Below are 18,665 nucleotides of genomic sequence, written 5' to 3'. Positions count from 1 at the left end.
CTTTCATCATTGCGCTCTGGGTCTGGCTTTCACTCATGCCTGAATCCCGAGCGGATATCTGTCTGCATGCAGAATCAGTAGATGAGCTGCATATCAGCAATACAGGAGAGCAGGCATCCTGCGCCTTACTGCTGTCTGAACAAGGCTCAACCAACCGCAATCAGAGCAACAAGATCAAACCCAGCACCTTGCCTTACATGAAGGTAGTGGCTCGCGTTGCTGAGAAAACCGCACTGGATCCCGCACTGTTACATGCTGTGATACAGGTTGAATCTGGCCACAACACACAAGCACTTTCCCGCCGAGGTGCCCAGGGATTGATGCAACTGATGCCAGCCACCGCCAAGGAGATGGGCGTGGTGGATGCCCACGATCCGGAGCAGAATATCTTGGCAGGTGCGCGTTACTTCCATCGTTTGCAGCAGCAGTTCAAAGGCGACATCGCTCTTGCGCTCGCGGCCTACAATGCAGGCCCAGGTGCAGTCAGTCGTTATCACAACCGCATTCCGCCCTACGCAGAAACGCAGGCGTATGTGCCCAAGGTATTGCAGGCATACCAAAGCATCAGCAGCACCTATTAGAAACACCACACAAAACCAAGGGCGAGCGCAGCAATGCCAAGTTGCTATGGCATTTTGTCTCCATCTGTACGCGCCGAGCAGCGGAGCTTTCAGCGGAAAAAGCCTTGCAGCATGTTGAGCGTTAGCGAGTTCTGCAAGGCCCGCTGAAAGCGAGCAGCACAGGGGATGTCGCGGGCAGTTGGATCGCCTTTTCTTTGGTCCTGTTTCTTTTGGCGAGACAAAAGAAATGGACTCGCCCGGCGGGGCGAAACCTATCCTCTCGCCATAGCGATATGGCTTGAGTAATATTTAAACAAAATTAGATAAATCCCAAAGTATTGGATACCGCCATATGGCTGACCGTAATGGCGATAACTACGTTAGGCCGCTTTTCGCTTGCCAGCGAGTATCTTTATTTTGCCTCGCCAAAATAAAGATACCAAACAAAAGGCGACCCCGAAGTCTGTGCCGTGAGCAAGCTCCCGGTTCCTTGCGTTGCTCACGCTAGATGGGGTCTTGCAGAACTCGCTATCGCTCAAACATGCTGCAAGCCCTGATCCATCCAGCCCTGCGCTACTCGGCACAGCCAAACGGGGAATACAAGTCAACAGCAACTTGGCATCGCTGCGCTCGCCCTTACTATTTATCTGTTCTCCCCTTCATCGCAAGCATTGCCGATAGCTACTGAATGCAGCCTGCAAACAGCTCTGGCAGGCAGGTGACGTCAAAGCGCCACAGCCAGCATGGCAGGCGACCTGTGCAGCATCTAATGTGGATCCGCACGCTGCATACTTATCCGCATTAGCGCTACCTCCCGCACCCACATTCACAGGTGGAGGACTTTCCGCAGGGTTAGGCGAGGAAGTATTCTGATCGTTTTGAGGCAAGCCTCGTTGATTGTCTTGGCCGCCTCCGTCTGCTTTTTGCGTAGCGACAAAGCGCCAGTCCTGATAGCTCTTGGCACCTGAGAATCCTTCCAGTGACTGATTGAAGTTGTCCTGCTTGAAAGGCACCATTTTGGATCGGCTATACACACCCACAATGCGCTCTTGTTCTTTGACTAATCCCCAATCCTGGCTGGCAGTCATCGGATCTATATAAATCCTGCGCAGGTAATGTACGGGTTTGGGTCCACGCTTGTCGGTCAACAATGACGCCAGTGTTGGTGGATACTCCTTGATCGGGCTCGGCGTTTCCTGGTGATAGCGTGCAATGGCTTGTCTGAATTGCTCGCCAATGAATAACAGTTCCTGCTCCTTTTCACGTTGGGCAGCTGTATGCCAAGCCTCGCCAATAGAGGCTAATCCTACGCCACTGATGGCAATCATCATGAGCAAGCCTATATAGGTAAAGCCCTGAGCACGAAAGGGATAGCTCAATCTACAGCTTGTAGCGGCCCTACCAATCGCCATATTGAGAACCATCAGCAGCGCTACCTTCAGCCCCACTGTGCAAGTCATACAGGTTGCCGGGAAAGTCCTCATCTGGCGGCACAATGATCCAGCTCTCTGTGCTTTCTGTCAGTGGGTCCACCGGGATAGCGCGTATGTATTTTCGCTCGACCAACTCCTCCAGAGAGTCAGGGTAACGGGCATTGTCGGAATGGAATTTGTCTATGGCGTCACGTGCGACATGGAGCGTCTGCTTGAGGGCGGCTTCCTTGGCCCGATCAATCCCGTTGAAATATCTCGGTGCGGCCACTGTAAGCAACAGCATGAGGATAGCCAGCACCACCAGCAACTCCACCAGGGTGAATCCATTTTCAGGCATTCTGAAGAAGGGCTTACGCATCACCATTCCCGATAGGCAATGCCATTGAGGCCGCTAGCGCTGCTCAACGAGTAGACGTCAAATACATCTGCACCGGCCTGGGTAGCATCGGGAGCGCTGTCATAACTGCGCTTGCCCCAGGTTTCCTGCGCCGGGGCATGCTGATCGGGAAACATGGGATCACGTGGCAAACGACGTAAAAATCGAAGCAGCCGCTTTTTTTCGCTACTGGCATCCGGCACCCCTTTTGCCAATATTTCCAGGTTGGGCGGATAACCGCTGGATTCGGCACTCACAATAATTTTGCCTTCTTCCACCGCTTTTTTATACGCATCTATCGCAGTGCGTATTTCACGCAAGGCAATACGCAAGTCGGCCTCCTGCTGCCGCTTCACACTCCATTGCCCCAAGGGGATCAAGGCGGTGGCAAGTATGCTGACAATAGTCAGCGTCACCACCAGCTCTATCAGCGTAAATCCCCGGAAGCCTGTATGTAGCATCTTGATACTCAATTATCGCGCGGGCGGAGCTGGCACTACGACAGTCGGCGCGACTGGCGGCACAACCGGTTTGGGCTGGGACGACATAAAATTGTCCTGGCTAAGATCATTACTTTCCGGCTTGGCCGACTCTGGCTCTGCCGTTGTTTCTGGGGGTGGCTCCGATGGCTGCAAACGCTGCATCATGATATCTCGCGTGGTCATGCTGCCATTGCCGGTGCCAGGGGCAACAATTTGCGGATGATCACTGATGCCGGTTTCAGTCCCGGACCAGTATTCCATCACCTCGGATTCTGGGCGGCTGATATTGTTGACAATACGCGGCGTGATGGCGAGCACGATCTCGGTTTTCTTGCGATTATCAATCTGATTGGAGAACAATCGACCCAACAGGGGAATGTCGCCCAATCCCGGCAAGCGGCTGGTATTTTTGCGCTCTTCGTCATTGATCAACCCAGCAAGAATCTGCGTTTCCCCATTCTTCAGGCGCAACAATGTGCTCGCATTTCTGGTGCCAATTTGATACACCACCCCTCCACCTGTCAGCGTAGTGGAACTACCCAGCGAAGACACTTCCAGCGCAATCTTGATGTTCACAAAATCATCCAGCGTAATGCGCGGTTCAGCTTCCAGCTTAAGGCCGACATCAATGTATTGCACCGTTTGCGAAGAACCGACACCCGCCGTTGCAACGGTAGTAATCACAGGGACCTTGTCTCCAACCAGCACCTGGGCCTTGTCGTTGTTGCGCACCCTGATGCGGGGATTGGCGAGGATATTCACATCCCCCGTGGTTTTCTTGAAATTGGCAGAAGGATTCACATCGAAATTGAAGGTGCTGGAATTATTGCTCTTGAGCGCCTCTATGGAGAGGCCAGCTGCCGCAGTCAACGATGTGGGGTATTCAATCCCCAACTCCTGCATGCGCTCACGTGTCACCTCCATCACCTCGATTTCCAGCATGACTTCCGGGTCTGCCAGGTCATTGGCCGCCACCAGTTTCTCAGCAATCCGCACCACATCCGGTGTATCGCGGATGACGATCATATTGAGGCGTTCGTCCGTGTGGATATCCTTGGTTTTGAGCATGGTCTTGACCATGGCAGCCACATCCTTGGCCTTGGCATTCGTCAGGTAAAAACTGCGTATCACCAGGTCCTGGTAATCCTTGAGCTTGGCAGCCGTGTTGGGGAACACCAGTGCCGTGTTGTCCGACAATACTTTTTTCTGCAGCCCGTTGGTTGCCAGCACCATTTCGATGGCATCTTCAATCGGGGCCTTCTTGATAAATACTGTGGCCTTGGTGTCGGGCTTGATATCTTTATCCAGGATAAAATTAATGCCGGTAGCACGTGACAATGCCTCAAACACCATCTTGATATTGGCATCACGCAATTCCAAGGTAACCGGCTTATTGAAAGCAGGTTTCAGGTGAGGCGGCTCCATGCGTACGCTGGCACGCTTCTGCTTGATTTCACGTTGCAACCTGAGCGCACCTTCGTGATTCGGCGCCTCCAGCAAGACCTGGCGCAATTGATCACGCGCCTGATCCACTTCGTTTTTTTCCAGCAATAGGGCTGCAGCGTCCACCATCTCTGCGTGTTTGCGTTGGCTATCAATCAATATCTTGCCGGACTGTGCACGTGGATTGTTGAGATCAATCGCCAGCACACGCTGGTAAAGCTCACCTGCATCGGCCATGCGGTTATCGCGCAACGCCGCTTCTGCCTCAGTCAGTAACTGCGTAACCCCTTGCTCTCGGGCCACCAGCATATTCTTTTTTTCCGGCAGACTTTCTGGTTTTTCCTCATGCAACTGACGCGTGTTGGCAATCTTCTCCTCGGGCGTTTTGCCAGGAAACCCCGGTTTGGGCCAAGGCGTCAGCGCACACGCAGAGAGCACACATAATGATAGATATACTGCCAGACTACGCCACGTAACACTCAACCACATTTAAAGATTCCCCTGTAAATCATCCGGATCACCCGGCAGGTGGCTGGCAGGACCAGCCGTCACAGCCAGCTTGTTTTTCTTGAGTAAGGTTTTGCCCAGATTGAGCGGCAGATAAGTCAATTGCAGACTGTTGGCATCTTCTTTATCCAGGCGCCACTGGCGTTCTATCGTGTCGCCTATCGCAATGGAGTACAACCGGGTAGTGGAGGCCAGCAATATCACTGTGCCTTCAGGCCCATCCTCCAGTTTCCCCATATAGGCAAAAGCAGGCTCAGGTGCCACAGGCGCAGGAGGTGCCAGCTCGGAGGCGGTTTTCACCGGCGGCACATACCAGCTGTGCGACTTGAACAAATCAGCGCTTTGAACAGAAGATAGCTGGAACTTGCGGCCATTGAGTGCTTTCCAGTTCAGGTATTGATCCTGCCCCGCTTGGTCTTGGTGCATCTTCGCATGCCGGCGATCAGGCTTTACATGCCGATCAACCACCGTGACTGACTTACGCTCAACAGGCAATACATCAGCGTCGTCACCATCCTCCATGGAAAACACCAGCGCGATTGTGGCCAGCAAGGCAAGGGCCATGCCCCAGTGACGCTTGGTAATGGACTTCATACTGCGCGCTTCCTGATAAAGAACACCAGACGCAAGCGTGTTTTCACCTGGTTTTCCGCCACTTCGCCGCGCTCAAAACTCAGTTCGGCCAGTGCCACATTCGGCAGGCTTTCCAGCACATCCAGCACCAAGGCTTTTACCTGCTGATAACTGCCCGTGACCGGCACATTGGCCTCAAAACTACGCAATACTCCCTGTTTTTTCTCGACCAGCGTGTACTCACCCTTATGTACTTCCAGCCCATGTCCTTGCGCCAGGCGAAACAACACGCCCAGCTCATCCGTGAGATGTTCTATCCCTGAAAATTCAGCTTCAAATGTCGCCAGCTCTTTTGCCAGACCCTGTTCAGGAGTGACCACCGCCACCTGCATGTTGGGTTGCTGGCGATACGAATGCATGAGTTGCTCCTGCATATCTTCAAGCTCACCATGCACCGGGAGGATGACACCAACCGTCAGCACACAGACAAGCAATGCCAGTGCAATCGCTGATATGCCTTGCCACCCTAATTTAAAGTACAGCCGACGCACAGCCCAGGTGAGCTTGCTAAAATCCATTGATTGATTCAGCACAGTGGTCATGACACCTGGCTCCATCGTGCACTGATACCAAATTGTACGGAGCGGCTGATGCCCGCACTTTGCGGCTGCTCGACCAGCTCATGCTCTTCCAGCACCACATCGGTCATTTCCGGGATCAATTCCAGGCGTTTGATATAGGCCAGCAATGCGGGAATATCCTTGGCTTCACCACTGATTCGTAAACGCCCCTTGCCTGCATCCGGGCGTATAGAAAGAATCGCCACATCAATACTCATGGCTTGCTCCAGCCGCCCAAGCATGGCAGGCCAGGGGCGGCCTAACTGCTCCAAGACCATATTGGCCTGCTTGATCTGCATTTTCTGCTCGGCCGACAAGGCTTCCGGCTTGATTTTCTGCACCTCTACTGGCTGGGCCGCTGCTTGCTGGGCAGTCAATTCCTGCAGTAAAGCCTCCCGCTGCTCACGCATCTCCAAAGACTTCCAGCCCAGCACTAGCGCCAGCAACAGGGACACACCAAACAGCCAGCTGGAGATGCGCCATAGAGGATGCGTATCCGCATAATCAAGCTGGATTTTCATGGCCGCTTTCATCCTTATAGCACCAGCGCCGCACCGAAATAATCGTGGCCCAAACTTGCTTGCAATCCAGCAGGCCATGCTGGCTGCACCAATGTGCGATGTGGTCCAACTAGCAGGCCGGCGGTGGAAGCAGACTCCAGCGCACAGACTTGCAATGATGTATCGGCAGTCAATTCAAACTGCATGCGCAACCGGGCCACCTGGCTTTGCAACAACGCTGACCAATCTGCTCCAAGGTGCTGTTGTTGCACCGCAACCCAGCTTCCTGCTCGCCAGGCTAGCAGACATAGGCGCTGCGGCTCTACGAGTGCCAGGATGCCATCATCCTCAAGTCCGGTTGAGTGGTTATACGCTGCCATCAAATACGGTTGCACTGAGAGCAATCGTGCGTTGATTGCTTGCAGATGTAAGCGCAATATTTGCAGCAATTCGCGATCCATTGCACTGGCCAGCGCACTCCCGCCGATTGCAGCCAGGCTCAGGCGCAACTCCCAGCCTGACACTACAGCGCCATGTACGCGCTCAAAGGCATGGCGGCACAGGCTATCTCTTTCTTCACGGCTAATGGCGGCATCAGGGTTTGGAACAATCGCATAGCGCATGAAGTGATTGGACATCAACACCCGGACTGGTAATCCGCTGGCGCCAGCCTGCTTGAGCACATCAGGCAGTTGTTCCAGCACTGGCTGCCATGTGCCATCCACCGCCCCAATCTCCAGCAGGCCTTTATCTTGCACTTGCACCTTAAAACCGCGCCTGGTGCGCAACCAGACAATACGGTCAGGATAGATCGCCAATGTGATGGATAAGCCCATGCGGCCTGGCCGCCATGGTTCAAGCCACGAAGGTGACACGATTGATCTCCTCCAGCGTCGTCTCGCCACGTGCGACTGATTCCAGCGCCGCCTCACGCAAACTCTTCATGCCACGTGCCCTGCCAGCGTCTTTCAGCTTTCTCAAAGGCTCACGCGCAATAATCATCTCGCGCAGCTCGTCATCCAGCGCCAGCAACTCCGCAATCGCCTTGCGACCACGATAACCACTGCCGCGACAATGCCCACAGCCCTTGCCCTGGCGGAAACGATAATGCGCAGTTTCATCACGCTTCAAACGTGATTGCGCCAACAGGTCATCACTCGGGATCACCTCTTCTGCGCAATGCGGACAGACCAGGCGCACCAGGCGTTGTGCCATCACGCCATTCAGCGCTGCCACCAGGCTATAGGCTTCTACATTCATGTGCAGAAAACGGCTGATGACATCAAACACGTTATTGGCATGCAATGTAGTAAATACCAAATGCCCCGTGAGGGCTGACTGCACGGCAATCTGTGCGGTTTCTGGATCGCGGATTTCCCCCACCATAATCTTGTCCGGATCGTGGCGCAGGATGGAGCGCAAACCACGCGCAAACGTCAGTCCCTTCTTTTCATTGACCGGAATTTGCAGCACGCCGGGGAGTTGATATTCCACCGGGTCCTCGATGGTGATGATCTTGTCATGCCCGTGATTCACCTCACTGATCGCAGCATAAAGTGAGGTCGTCTTGCCAGAACCAGTCGGCCCGGTGACCAGCACCATGCCATACGGCTCAGTGACCAGTTGGCGGAAGCCTTCAATGATGTAATCGTCAAACCCCAGCTGTTTGAGTGACAACCCCTGAGCCTGGTCTGACAGTGACTTGCGATCAAGCACGCGCAACACCGCATCTTCACCGTAGATGCTAGGCATGATGGACACACGAAAATCCACATCCCGCCCTTGCATCATGACTTTGAAGCGGCCGTCCTGAGGCACCCGGCGCTCGGCAATATCCAGCTCGGCCAGAATCTTGACGCGCGAGATGGCTTGTTCCGCCATGTCAGCGCCCTGCATGCTGCCCACATGCGCCAATACACCATCAATGCGATACTTGACCACCAGGCCAGCGGCAACACTTTCCATGTGAATATCACTGGCGCCCGCCTTCAAAGCGTCATACAGAGTGGAATTGACCATGCGGATCACCGGGCTGCTATCGGCATTGATGCTTTGCAGGCTCAGATGCTCCACATCCGTTGCCATCGCCGCGCTGATTTCATTGCCCGCCAGCATGTTGCCATCCATGGCACGCATGCTTTCTTCATGACGATTCAGATAGGCCTGGATGTCAGTCACATGCGCCAGATAGGTGGCAAACCCTGACGGTAGCCACTCGGCAGCCCAATCGAACACCGTGTTATTCAAAGGGTCTGACACAACCAGCAGCAAGTGATCACCTTCGCGTAATGGCAGACAGTGATAACGAGCAGCAAGGCTGAAACTCATGACATCAAATGCGGGCTGCCTTTGATGCAGCTCATCCATTGTCAGCAGGCGCAAACCGGTAGCTTGTGCCAATGCCTGGCAAAAGTCCCCATCCTGAAGGTCAGCCAGGTTCTGTAGCATCTCGATCATGGAATGACCACTGCTGGCTGCCAATGCCCGTGCTTGCTGCATATGCTCAGGGGAGAATAGGTCCAACATTGTCTGGCTCATTGCAGACTCCCGGCCAGCTCAAAAATTGGCATGTAAAGCATCACCACAACCGCGCCAATAATGAGCCCGATAAAAATCATCAGCAAAGGCTCGAACAGTCGGGTAAACCATTCCAGCCAACGTGCGATTTCCTCATCATGCAGGGTGGCAATGTGTTCCATCATACGACCCATCTCGCCACTTTTTTCGCCTACCCGCAGCATGCGCAGGGAAACCGGAGTCACCAGTCCTGCCGCCTCCATTGCCTCGGAAATAGAACGCCCTTCGCGTATCAATGTAGAGGCTTTGCTCAGGCTATCATGGAAGGAAGCCGTCAATAATCCGCGCGCCATTTCCAGTGCCTGTGAGACGGTAATGCCGCCTTCCAGCAACATGCCCAGGGTGCGATAAAACCTGGCCAGCTGGAATACCCGCATCTGCTCGCCCACACCAGGCATACGCCATAACAATGCCATCATCCGCCCCCGTATCGTCGGTTGCATCAAGGCATAGATCGCAACGGCGACTCCGGCTACCGCAGCAATCAACAATGTCTGTCCATGTGTTTCGATGATGCCAGCCCAAGCCAGCACCACTTTCAGCATCCATGGCTGGTTATCGCCTACATCGGCATAAATCTGTGAAAACCTCGGCACCACATAGCCCAATAAAAAAAGGACAACCAGGCCACCCACGGTGATCAATAGAAACGGATAAATCGAAGAAGCCACCAGCTTCTTGCGCAGCACTTCCACCTGCTGCTCATAACCAATGTATCGCATGAGCGACTCAGGTAAATCACCCGTGCGCTCGCTGGCCTTGATCATGGCTGCGTACAATCCTGGAAATGCATGCGGATACGCCGTCAGTGCATTGGATAAGGTTTGGCCGCGATACAAGGCATCCAGAATGCCCCGCAGGATATTGGCGACTTCAGGCCTCTGCTCTTTTTCTGCAATGCCTTCCAGCGACTCCACCAAGCCTAATCCGGCTTTTAACAATGAAAGTAATTCCTGGCTGAATAACAAAAGGGGAAATTTGGTAAGCTTGCTCTGGCCTAGACCTGTGGATTCTCGCTTGGTGGAAAGCACTTCATATCCCTGGCTGCGTGCCTGCGCAGCTGCTTCTTCGGCGTGCTGCGCCTCCAGTTCAAGTGAGACCAGCTGCCCACCCGCAATCGCCCGCACCTGATAACGCATATCACCAGTTCACGATATCAACATTGTCATCACTGCCGCCAGGCTGGCCATCCTTACCCAGTGAAAACAGGTCAAAATCACCATGCTCGCCTGGTGCCTTGAATATATAAGGCCTCCCCCATGGATCATGCGGAACGGTTTTCTGTAGATAAGGTCCAGCCCACCTGCTTTCACCAGCGGGTGCCGCATTCAATGCCGGCAAACCTTGTTCGCTGGTAGGATAATGGCCAACATCCAGCCGGTATTGATCCAGCGCTTTTTCCAAAGCACCAATTTGAGCACGTGCGGTTTTCACTTCTGACTTGCCCAGCTGGGCAAAATACTTTGGAGCGACATACCCCACCAGCAAACCCAGGATGACCAGTACAACCAGCAGCTCAAGCAATGTAAAGCCTGTATGGCGACGAAAAGATAATAGCGAGTTGTTCATTACAGATGGCAGGTCTGCCCAGCCTTTTAAGGTAGATTCGCCGCAAAGCATAACCATGGTTTATGACGGTTTCATTAAAATCTATCTAGCGCCTTCCAGCCATTTCATCAGGCCTCACCCCTTCGCCTCATTCACAATTCTGCAACATAAATATGCATAATCTGTCAGGCATCTGCATCATCGGCAGATGCGCCCTCGACAACCAGAAGGTGCACTGCATCTGCGTTTACCAGCCATGAATACCGCAACAGCATCATTCCGCTTTAGCCGAAGCGACGACAACCCCACGGTCAAACGCCTGCTTCGCTCAGTAGAGCCAGTACTAGACAGCATGCCCTGCCTCAGCGTCCTGGCAATTTTCCAGGAACACCAGCAGATATTCGCATTGCCAGTAGTCACGGCCATGAATGTGCCAGTGGGTATTGTGGAGCGTCATGCGTTTGTTGAGACATTTATCAAACCCTACACCCACGAGATTTACGGCAAGAAACCAATCAGTGAGTTTATGAATAAAAAACCACTGATTGTGCACAGTCACACATCCATTGATGACATTTCACGCATCATTATTGATGCTGGCATGCAGCATATGGTCAGCGGGTTTATTGTCACCGAGCATGATCAATACGTGGGCATTGCCAACGGCCACGATTTACTGGATGAGATTACGCAGCGCAAACAGGAAAACCTGTTTTACCTCGCCCATTTTGACCAACTGACCAAATTACCTAACCGCGTCCTGTTCATGGACAGGCTGTCGATGGCAATTGCAGAAGCCAACCGAAAGCAATCTAAACTAGGTTTACTGTTTATAGACCTGGACAAATTCAAGCACTTTAACGACTCCATGGGCCATGCGTTTGGCGACCAACTCCTGATGACAGTGGCGACCATATTGACGCGTTGCTCACGTGAAACAGATACAGTTGCGCGCCTTTCCGGTGACGAGTTCACCATCATTGTGGACGACATAAACGGTCAGGCCGACCTGGACAAGCTGTGCTGGCGCATTCTTGACACCCTCAAATTGCCGCAGCACATCATGGGAAGAGAGGTATTTGTTTCTGCCAGTATTGGCACTACTACTTACCCACGAGACGACGAGGATGCCAACAATTTATTGGTGAAAGCCGATGCTGCCATGTATGAAGCCAAGCGGGGTGGTCGCAACACTTATCGTCATTATGCCGCTGGCATGCGTTTGTATTCGCTGGATCGCATGTCGTTGGAAACCGATCTTCGCCTGGCGATAGAACGTAATGAATTTGAACTGTTCTACCAACCACAAGTGGCCCTGGATAGTGGCAAAGTAGTGGGCAAGGAAGCCTTGATCCGCTGGCACCATCCTGAACGCGGATTGCTCACCCCGATTCACTTCATTGAGATCGCGGAGGAAACCGGCCTGATCGTTTCCATAGGCAAATGGGTGATCCGTGAAGCCTGTCGTCAACATCAAGCCTGGATAGCATCAGGCATCAAGCCCATGCGTATTTCGGTCAATATCTCGGCCATGCAGTTTTACCAGAGTGATTTCTGTCCCATGGTCGAGGCCATCATTCAAGAAACAGGCATTAACCCGTCTTACCTCGAACTGGAATTAACAGAGAGCATGTTCATGCAGGACGCCGATGCGGTAGTCCGCACCTTGAGAAAACTGCACGGATTGGGCATTAAACTGGCCATCGACGATTTTGGCACTGGCTACTCCAATCTCAGTTATCTGAGAAAATTCCCGATTGACAGGCTCAAGGTTGATCAATCCTTTATCAAGGGCATTGAACATGAGCCGGTCAATGTCGAGATCATCAAGACCATCGCCGCCCTCGCACGAAGCATGTCTCTGGAACTGGTTGCGGAAGGGGTGGAGACTGATATTGAACTACATTGGGCAGAATCCAGCGGTTGTAAATTTGTGCAGGGATATCACTTCTCCCAACCACTGCCTGCGGAGAAGTTTGCCTTATGGGTTGCCAACTATGAACACCACAGCCAGCAGCGGTTGCTGCTAAGCGTCTAGATCTAATGGGCGCGTTTTCCTGCGCCAGCGGCCAAACACTCCCACCAAGCCCAGGAGCAACATCCAGATGGTGGAAGGCTCTGGCACAGCACTGACCTGCCAGCCTATATCGCGCAAGGCCGCATAATCAAGATCACTCAGATACTCACGATTACCTGCAGCAGTGCTTGGATCCATCAAGTTGGGTACAGGCTGGCCATCAATACTGCCCACTACACCATAAGCCCAATGCCCAGCGGAACCATCCACGGGAATGCCTGCACCATATTCAGCTACCGCATTGGCACCAGTAAATATATATCCCTGATCATTACGTTGGAGCAAGGCATTCCAGGAATCAGCTAAGCCAAATCCCAACAAATGCGCCAACTCATGGGTGACCGTCGTCAATAGATCAGCCTGGGTTGAACCTGCAATCGGGTCATCCAAGCCAGAATACCAATTGATATGACTGTTAAACCAAATAGAACCGCCCCAGGGACCAAAGTCGGTCAGCGCATTATCGACAGCTCCTTGCTGGCCTCGGGTAGCAATGGTGTCAATAAACCCCTGATCTCCACTGGCGCGTACATTCCCAGATCCCGCTGCACCCAACACAGACCCATTGAATGAGGATGCTCCGACAAACACCACCATGCTATCTTGTGCCACGTCGAGGTTATTCACCGTGACACGCTCCAGCCAGTTCGCCCAGCTTGGATGCTGAAAACTCACATTCCAACTATTATCATCACGCGGGGTAATTGCAGATAATGAATCCGAGAAGTGTGTAAATGCAGAAGCTGCCTGTTGCAATACCCCACGCCTGGCCAAGCCATCAGTAGTACTATCACTAAACCAGCCATGACGATCAAAGCGATAATCAAACACAATTTCTATCGCCTGCGCAGCATTTGCCGACAACGTCAGACCAGATAGCAATGCCAACTGTATTATCTTGTGATGCAAGCGCATGATGGGCTTTCCGTATTGATTTTGAGAATCATTATATTATTAACTAATAATCATTCTCAACAAATTTCTGTATCGTGCGTCCATGAAAAAGCCCGATTACTTATTCTAAATAATCGGGCTTTTCTAAGTTTATATTGCAGACCTACATTTCAGCACTGACATGCATCTGTAAGGCATATCTCTAGAATGGAATATCATCCTCGAAATCATCAAAGTTGCTGCCACCTGCAGGCTTCGCTGCTGGTGCCGGGCGCTGTGATGGTGCTGCTTGCGGCTTTGGTGCAGACTGGCTGGACTGGTTGCTGTAATCCTGGTTGAAATCATCACCGCCGCCATCGTAACTGGCATTGCTGGCACCGCCACCTTCACGACCACCCAGCATTTGCATCTGATCGGCAATAATCTCGGTGGTATAGCGATCCTGACCTTCTTTGGTTTGCCATTTGCGCGTCTGCAAGCGGCCTTCTACATAAACGGGACGCCCTTTTTTCAGGTACTCGCCCGCAATTTCAGCCAGTTTGCGATACATGACAATATTGTGCCATTCAGTGCGCTCCTGACGCTGGCCATTTTTATCTTTCCAGTTGTCAGTTGTCGCAATACTGAAATTACAGACCGCTTCACCATTCGGCATATAACGGACTTCCGGGTCACGCCCCAGGTTGCCGACTAAAATTACTTTATTGACCGATGCCATCTTTAACCCCTTATTAATTGCAGTGCCGCGGACTCATCCCAGCTTACCTGCATGTCTACTTTCAATATCACCATGCCTTCGGCAGGCAATACTACAGATTCACGAACCCCTGGCAACGCTGCCAGCTGCCTGGACAACTGCGCAGCATCCCGTGCATAGCCTTCAGGCAGATGATACATCTTGCTTTTGACTGCCGCAGGCGGCTGCATGGTCAGGACGCTGATTAACCATAAAAGCATCAATATGCCACAGAATACAAACACTGAAGAGTACCCAAAATGTCCCGACAGGAAACCACCAGAGACTGCCCCAACAAAAATACCCAGGGATTGCGCGGTGTTGAAGACCCCGATCGCCGTTCCCTTGGCGGCCGCGGGTGCCTGTTTGGAGATAGTGGAAGGCATGATGGCCTCCAACACATTGAACGCAATAAAAAATATGGTCAGCGAGGCGACAATACCCCAGAAGCTATCAATCAGCAGGCCAAAGGCTATCTCGGCCACCAGCATGGTCAATACTGTTGCGATGAACACCTGCTTGAGCTTGGCTTTCTTCTCGCCATAGATGATGGCGGGTACCATCAATGCCAGTGAGATCACCATGATAGGCAGATAAATCATCCAGTGGTCATTTTCACTCATACCACTGGTTTGCTTGATGGCAAATGGCACCACGACAAACATCGCCATATGAGATGCATGCAAGGCAAAAATGCCAAAGTTAAGGCGCAGCAATTGCGTGTTTTTCAGCACGGAGCTAAGTTTGGCTGGCGCAGCCTGGGTGTCAGAGTGAAAGCGGCTTACCTGCGGATTGGGCACCAGATACTTGATATCCAGAATAGCCAGTAATGCCAGGAATCCAGTCAGGGCAAAAATACCTGGCACGCCTATCCACTGGTTAAGCGTAGGTCCCAGGATTAAAGACAGTGCAAACGTGATCCCTATGGTGCCACCGATCATGGCCATGGCCTTGGTCCTGTGTTCTTCCCGCGTGAGATCAGCCACCATGGCTGTCACCGCTGCAGACACGGCACCTGCGCCCTGGATGGCGCGGCCAATAATCACCATATGGATATCAGTAGCAGAAGCTGCCACAAAACTGCCTGCGGCAAAAATCAGCAGGCCGATATAAATCATGTTCTTGCGACCAAATCGGTCAGATGCCATGCCGAAAGGTAATTGAAAAATAGCCTGAGTCAGGCCATAGGCACCAAGTGCCAAGCCAATATAGAAATGGTCATGCCCTTCCGGCAGCGTTTCTGCATAAATCGCAAAAATCGGCAGGATAAGGAACATGCCCAGCATGCGCAGCCCATAAATGGAGGCCAAGCCCAGGGTGGCCCGCAGCTCAATGGCGGACATGCGTTCAGACGGTGACATTAAAAATCATTGAATTAAACAGGCGAAGTTGCGTATATTAACAGGTTGCCCCACCCTCGTTAAATAAACCGACAGGTCTACGACTTACATACATGGAATACATACGCATACGCGGTGCACGCACGCACAACCTGAAAAATGTTTCACTGGATTTGCCTCGTAACAAGCTGGTCGTCATTACCGGTCTTTCCGGTTCCGGCAAATCATCGCTGGCATTTGATACTTTGTACGCGGAAGGCCAGCGACGCTATGTGGAATCGCTTTCTGCTTACGCCCGTCAATTCCTTGCCCGCATGGACAAGCCGGATGTGGACCTGATTGAAGGTCTTTCCCCGGCCATCTCCATCGAGCAAAAGTCTACCTCACACAACCCGCGTTCCACTGTCGGCACGGTGACTGAAATTCACGATTATCTGCGCTTGCTCTATGCTCGCGCCGGTGATCCGGAATGCCCGGAACATGGCATCAAGCTGGAGGCCCAGACCGTATCCCAAATGGTGGATAGCGTCCTGGCCTTGCCAGAAGACACCAAGCTCATGATTTTGGCCCCGGTGGTGAGCAACCGCAAAGGTGAGCAACTGGAACTGTTTGAAGAGCTCAAGGCTCAAGGTTTTGTGCGCGTACGGGTGGATGGTGAAACCTACGAGCTGGATGCAGTGCCCAAGCTGGCCAAGACGGTGAAGCACAATGTAGACGTAGTGGTAGACCGCCTCAAAATCCGTGCTGATATGAAACAGCGGATTGCCGAGTCATTCGAAACCGCCCTGCGCCTGGCTGAAGGCAAGGCCGTGGCGCTGGAAATGGACACAGGCAAGGAGCACTTATTCTCCGCCAAATTCTCCTGCCCAGTATGTGACTACTCACTGGCAGAGCTGGAACCGCGCCTATTCTCCTTTAACAATCCTATGGGTGCCTGTCCAAAGTGCGACGGCCTGGGGCAGATCAGCTTTTTCGATCCCAAACGCGTGGTGGCATTTCCGCACCTGTCGCTTTCCAGTGGGGCGATCAAAGGCTGGGACAAGCGCAACCAGTTTTATTTCCAGATGCTGCAAAGTCTTGCCAGCCATTATGAATTTGAGCTTGAAACCGCATTTGAAGAATTACCAGAACAGATTCAGCAGGTGTTACTGCAAGGTAGCGGCAAAGAGGCCATCTCGTTCCAGTATCTCAATGAACGTGGCAAGCTCTATGAAAAAAGCCATACCTTCGAAGGCATACTCAACAACTTGCAGCGCCGTTATCACGAGACAGACTCCGTCACCGTGCGCGAGGAACTGGCAAAATACCTGAACTCCCAATCCTGCCCGGAATGCAGTGGCACACGTTTGCGCCGTGAGGCAAGACACGTCAAGGTGGGTGGGAAAAACATTCATGAAGTATGTGAAGCTCCACTCAGGCAAGCACTCACTTTCTTTGAAACCATTGAACTCACTGGCCAGAAACTGGCGATTGCAGACAAAATCGTCAAGGAAATCGGCAATAGGCTGAAATTCCTCACCAATGTCGGCCTGGAATATCTGTCTCTTTCCCGCTCTGCTGAAACCCTGTCTGGTGGCGAGGCACAACGTATCCGCCTTGCCTCCCAGATTGGCTCGGGCCTCACTGGCGTGATGTACGTCTTGGACGAGCCGTCTATCGGCCTCCATCAACGTGACAATGACCGCTTGCTTGAAACACTGATGCGCCTGCGGGACATCGGCAACAGCGTCATTGTGGTCGAGCACGACCAAGATGCCATCATGGCGGCAGATTATGTGGTGGATATCGGCCCCGGCGCTGGCGAACATGGCGGCAATATCGTGGCTGTTGGTACCCCCGCAGAAATCCAGGCCAACAAGGACTCTCTCACCGGTCAATACCTGAGCGGCACCAGGGAAATTGCCATCCCCAAAAAGCGTCATGCACCCGATCCTGAACGCTGGCTGAAGCTGATCAATGCCACAGGCAACAACCTGCGAGAAGTCAGCATGGAGCTACCCGTCGGGTTGCTCACCTGCGTGACTGGCGTATCCGGCTCAGGCAAATCCACGCTGATCAATGACACGCTTTATCGCGTAGTGGCAAAACACTTATACGGCAGCTCTACTGAGCCTGCGCCGTATCAACAGATCGAGGGTCTGGAGTTTTTTGACAAAGTCGTAGATGTAGACCAGAGCCCTATCGGGCGCACTCCACGCTCCAACCCAGCGACCTATACAGGCCTGTTCACCCCGATTCGCGACCTGTTTGCAGGTGTCCCTGAAAGTCGGGCACGTGGCTATGGTCCAGGGCGTTACTCATTCAACGTCAAGGGTGGACGCTGCGAAGCCTGCCAGGGCGATGGCGTCATTCGTGTTGAAATGCACTTTCTGCCAGATGTATACGTGCCCTGCGACGTGTGCAAAGGCCACCGTTACAACCGCGAAACCCTGGAAATTCAGTACAAGGGCAAGAACATCCGCGAAGTGCTAGGAATGACCGTAGAACAGGCCAGAGGATTTTTTGATGCCGTTCCTGTGGTCGCCCGCAAACTACAAACACTGCTGGATGTGGGCCTGGGCTATATCACCCTGGGACAATCCGCCACCACCCTGTCAGGGGGGGAAGCACAACGCGTCAAACTTGCACTTGAGCTTTCAAAGCGCGATACAGGCCGCACCTTGTACATTCTGGATGAACCCACCACCGGTCTGCACTTTGCTGATATCCAGCTGTTACTGGATGTACTGCATCGCCTGCGTGACCACGGCAACACAATCGTCATCATTGAGCACAACCTGGACGTGATCAAAACCGCAGACTGGCTCATCGACATGGGTCCGGAAGGCGGCGATGGAGGAGGCAGCGTGATTGCATGCGGCACCCCAGAAAAAGTGGCAGAAACCAAGGGCAGCTATACCGGGAAATACTTGAAGCCCATGCTCAAATAAGCTGAGCCATAATGGCGGGGCAAACTCAAAACGCTCCGCCACACGCCCCATCATGGATAGAGCCAAGCC

Annotated in this window: 17 protein-coding genes; 3 read left to right on the top strand and 14 right to left on the bottom strand. The window is 52.8% G+C overall.

The features are described 5' to 3' along the window. Positions 1-35 precede the first annotated feature (35 nt). Positions 36-581, top strand: coding sequence for a lytic transglycosylase domain-containing protein (locus tag LG201_RS12555; protein ID WP_226772546.1), 546 nt, complete (start codon positions 36-38; stop codon positions 579-581). Positions 582-1,219: 638 nt separating this feature from the next. Here LG201_RS12555 and LG201_RS12550 read toward each other — a convergent pair. The 11 genes from LG201_RS12550 to gspG are packed head-to-tail and all read right to left on the bottom strand — an operon-like array spanning position 1,220 to position 10,640. Next, entirely contained in the window at positions 1,220-1,939 is a 720-nt protein-coding gene (locus LG201_RS12550; protein ID WP_226772545.1) for a type II secretion system protein, read from the bottom strand. Between the two features lie 19 nt (positions 1,940-1,958). After that, complete coding sequence (locus tag LG201_RS12545; RefSeq protein WP_226772544.1) at positions 1,959-2,351, bottom strand: type II secretion system protein; 393 nt, start codon at positions 2,349-2,351, stop codon at positions 1,959-1,961. Then, entirely contained in the window at positions 2,351-2,830 is a 480-nt protein-coding gene (locus tag LG201_RS12540; RefSeq protein WP_226772543.1) for a type II secretion system protein, read from the bottom strand. Before LG201_RS12540 ends, LG201_RS12545 begins: the two co-directional genes overlap by 1 nt. Before the next feature lie 12 nt (positions 2,831-2,842). Then, positions 2,843-4,783 carry a secretin N-terminal domain-containing protein gene (locus LG201_RS12535; protein WP_226772542.1) on the bottom strand — a complete coding sequence of 647 codons (1,941 nt, stop codon included), beginning with the start codon at positions 4,781-4,783 and terminating at the stop codon, positions 2,843-2,845. Next, positions 4,784-5,395, bottom strand: coding sequence for a hypothetical protein (locus LG201_RS12530; RefSeq protein ID WP_226772541.1), 612 nt, complete (start codon positions 5,393-5,395; stop codon positions 4,784-4,786). It lies immediately after the preceding gene. After that, the gene (locus LG201_RS12525; RefSeq protein WP_226772540.1) at positions 5,392-5,976 is read right to left on the bottom strand and encodes a hypothetical protein; all 585 of its coding nucleotides are present in this window, start codon (positions 5,974-5,976) and stop codon (positions 5,392-5,394) included. The genes LG201_RS12530 and LG201_RS12525 overlap by 4 nt, the downstream gene beginning before the upstream one ends. Beyond that, complete coding sequence (locus LG201_RS12520) at positions 5,973-6,515, bottom strand: PilN domain-containing protein (RefSeq protein WP_226772539.1); 543 nt, start codon at positions 6,513-6,515, stop codon at positions 5,973-5,975. Before LG201_RS12520 ends, LG201_RS12525 begins: the two co-directional genes overlap by 4 nt. 14 nt (positions 6,516-6,529) lie before the next feature. Next, positions 6,530-7,369: a hypothetical protein gene (locus tag LG201_RS12515; RefSeq protein ID WP_226772538.1), complete on the bottom strand. Its 840-nt coding sequence runs from the start codon at positions 7,367-7,369 to the stop codon at positions 6,530-6,532. Then, the gene (locus LG201_RS12510; protein ID WP_226772537.1) at positions 7,350-9,032 is read right to left on the bottom strand and encodes a GspE/PulE family protein; all 1,683 of its coding nucleotides are present in this window, start codon (positions 9,030-9,032) and stop codon (positions 7,350-7,352) included. Before LG201_RS12510 ends, LG201_RS12515 begins: the two co-directional genes overlap by 20 nt. Beyond that, positions 9,029-10,210 (bottom strand): type II secretion system F family protein, encoded by a 1,182-nt coding sequence (locus tag LG201_RS12505; protein WP_226772536.1) that lies wholly within the window; start codon positions 10,208-10,210, stop codon positions 9,029-9,031. Before LG201_RS12505 ends, LG201_RS12510 begins: the two co-directional genes overlap by 4 nt. A gap of 1 nt (position 10,211) precedes the next feature. Beyond that, a complete protein-coding gene (gene gspG / locus LG201_RS12500; protein WP_226772535.1) occupies positions 10,212-10,640 on the bottom strand; it encodes a type II secretion system major pseudopilin GspG in 429 nt (142 codons plus the stop codon). 187 nt (positions 10,641-10,827) lie between these two features. On the opposite strand from gspG, the gene LG201_RS12495 reads away from it, so the two are divergent. After that, entirely contained in the window at positions 10,828-12,657 is a 1,830-nt protein-coding gene (locus tag LG201_RS12495) for an EAL domain-containing protein (protein ID WP_226772534.1), read from the top strand. On the opposite strand, the gene LG201_RS12490 is transcribed toward LG201_RS12495, so the two are convergent. The 3 genes from LG201_RS12490 to LG201_RS12480 all read right to left on the bottom strand — a co-directional run bounded on the left by LG201_RS12490 (position 12,646) and on the right by LG201_RS12480 (position 15,687). Continuing rightward, positions 12,646-13,611, bottom strand: a complete 966-nt coding sequence (locus LG201_RS12490) for a PEP-CTERM sorting domain-containing protein (protein ID WP_226772533.1) — start codon at positions 13,609-13,611, stop codon at positions 12,646-12,648. The genes LG201_RS12495 and LG201_RS12490 overlap by 12 nt on opposite strands. Positions 13,612-13,792: 181 nt before the next feature. Beyond that, complete coding sequence (gene ssb / locus LG201_RS12485) at positions 13,793-14,308, bottom strand: single-stranded DNA-binding protein (protein WP_226772532.1); 516 nt, start codon at positions 14,306-14,308, stop codon at positions 13,793-13,795. A gap of 2 nt (positions 14,309-14,310) precedes the next feature. Further along, positions 14,311-15,687 carry an MFS transporter gene (locus LG201_RS12480; RefSeq protein ID WP_226772531.1) on the bottom strand — a complete coding sequence of 459 codons (1,377 nt, stop codon included), beginning with the start codon at positions 15,685-15,687 and terminating at the stop codon, positions 14,311-14,313. A gap of 92 nt (positions 15,688-15,779) precedes the next feature. Here LG201_RS12480 and uvrA point away from each other — a divergent pair, with 92 nt between their 5' ends. Next, complete coding sequence (gene uvrA, locus LG201_RS12475; RefSeq protein ID WP_226772530.1) at positions 15,780-18,596, top strand: excinuclease ABC subunit UvrA; 2,817 nt, start codon at positions 15,780-15,782, stop codon at positions 18,594-18,596. Positions 18,597-18,665: the final 69 nt, after the last annotated feature.

Origin of the sequence: Methylobacillus gramineus, from assembly GCF_020532675.1 — a bacterium.
GTDB lineage: Bacteria > Pseudomonadota > Gammaproteobacteria > Burkholderiales > Methylophilaceae > Methylobacillus > Methylobacillus gramineus.
This window is presented reverse-complemented; position numbering and strand designations above follow the sequence as displayed.

Excerpts from the sequence above, each read along its gene's own strand:
- LG201_RS12555 (WP_226772546.1), top strand. The coding sequence starts at position 36 with ATGCCTGAATCCCGAGCGGATATCTGTCTGCATGCAGAATCAGTAGAT.
- LG201_RS12545 (WP_226772544.1), bottom strand. The coding sequence starts at position 2,351 with ATGCGTAAGCCCTTCTTCAGAATGCCTGAAAATGGATTCACCCTGGTG.
- ssb (WP_226772532.1), bottom strand. The coding sequence starts at position 14,308 with ATGGCATCGGTCAATAAAGTAATTTTAGTCGGCAACCTGGGGCGTGAC.
- LG201_RS12520 (WP_226772539.1), bottom strand. The coding sequence starts at position 6,515 with ATGAAAATCCAGCTTGATTATGCGGATACGCATCCTCTATGGCGCATC.
- LG201_RS12525 (WP_226772540.1), bottom strand. The coding sequence starts at position 5,976 with ATGACCACTGTGCTGAATCAATCAATGGATTTTAGCAAGCTCACCTGG.
- LG201_RS12490 (WP_226772533.1), bottom strand. The coding sequence starts at position 13,611 with ATGCGCTTGCATCACAAGATAATACAGTTGGCATTGCTATCTGGTCTG.
- LG201_RS12535 (WP_226772542.1), bottom strand. The coding sequence starts at position 4,783 with ATGTGGTTGAGTGTTACGTGGCGTAGTCTGGCAGTATATCTATCATTA.
- uvrA (WP_226772530.1), top strand. The coding sequence starts at position 15,780 with ATGGAATACATACGCATACGCGGTGCACGCACGCACAACCTGAAAAAT.
- LG201_RS12505 (WP_226772536.1), bottom strand. The coding sequence starts at position 10,210 with ATGCGTTATCAGGTGCGGGCGATTGCGGGTGGGCAGCTGGTCTCACTT.
- LG201_RS12540 (WP_226772543.1), bottom strand. The coding sequence starts at position 2,830 with ATGCTACATACAGGCTTCCGGGGATTTACGCTGATAGAGCTGGTGGTG.
- LG201_RS12480 (WP_226772531.1), bottom strand. The coding sequence starts at position 15,687 with ATGTCACCGTCTGAACGCATGTCCGCCATTGAGCTGCGGGCCACCCTG.
- LG201_RS12495 (WP_226772534.1), top strand. The coding sequence starts at position 10,828 with ATGCGCCCTCGACAACCAGAAGGTGCACTGCATCTGCGTTTACCAGCC.
- gspG (WP_226772535.1), bottom strand. The coding sequence starts at position 10,640 with ATGAACAACTCGCTATTATCTTTTCGTCGCCATACAGGCTTTACATTG.
- LG201_RS12510 (WP_226772537.1), bottom strand. The coding sequence starts at position 9,032 with ATGAGCCAGACAATGTTGGACCTATTCTCCCCTGAGCATATGCAGCAA.
- LG201_RS12530 (WP_226772541.1), bottom strand. The coding sequence starts at position 5,395 with ATGAAGTCCATTACCAAGCGTCACTGGGGCATGGCCCTTGCCTTGCTG.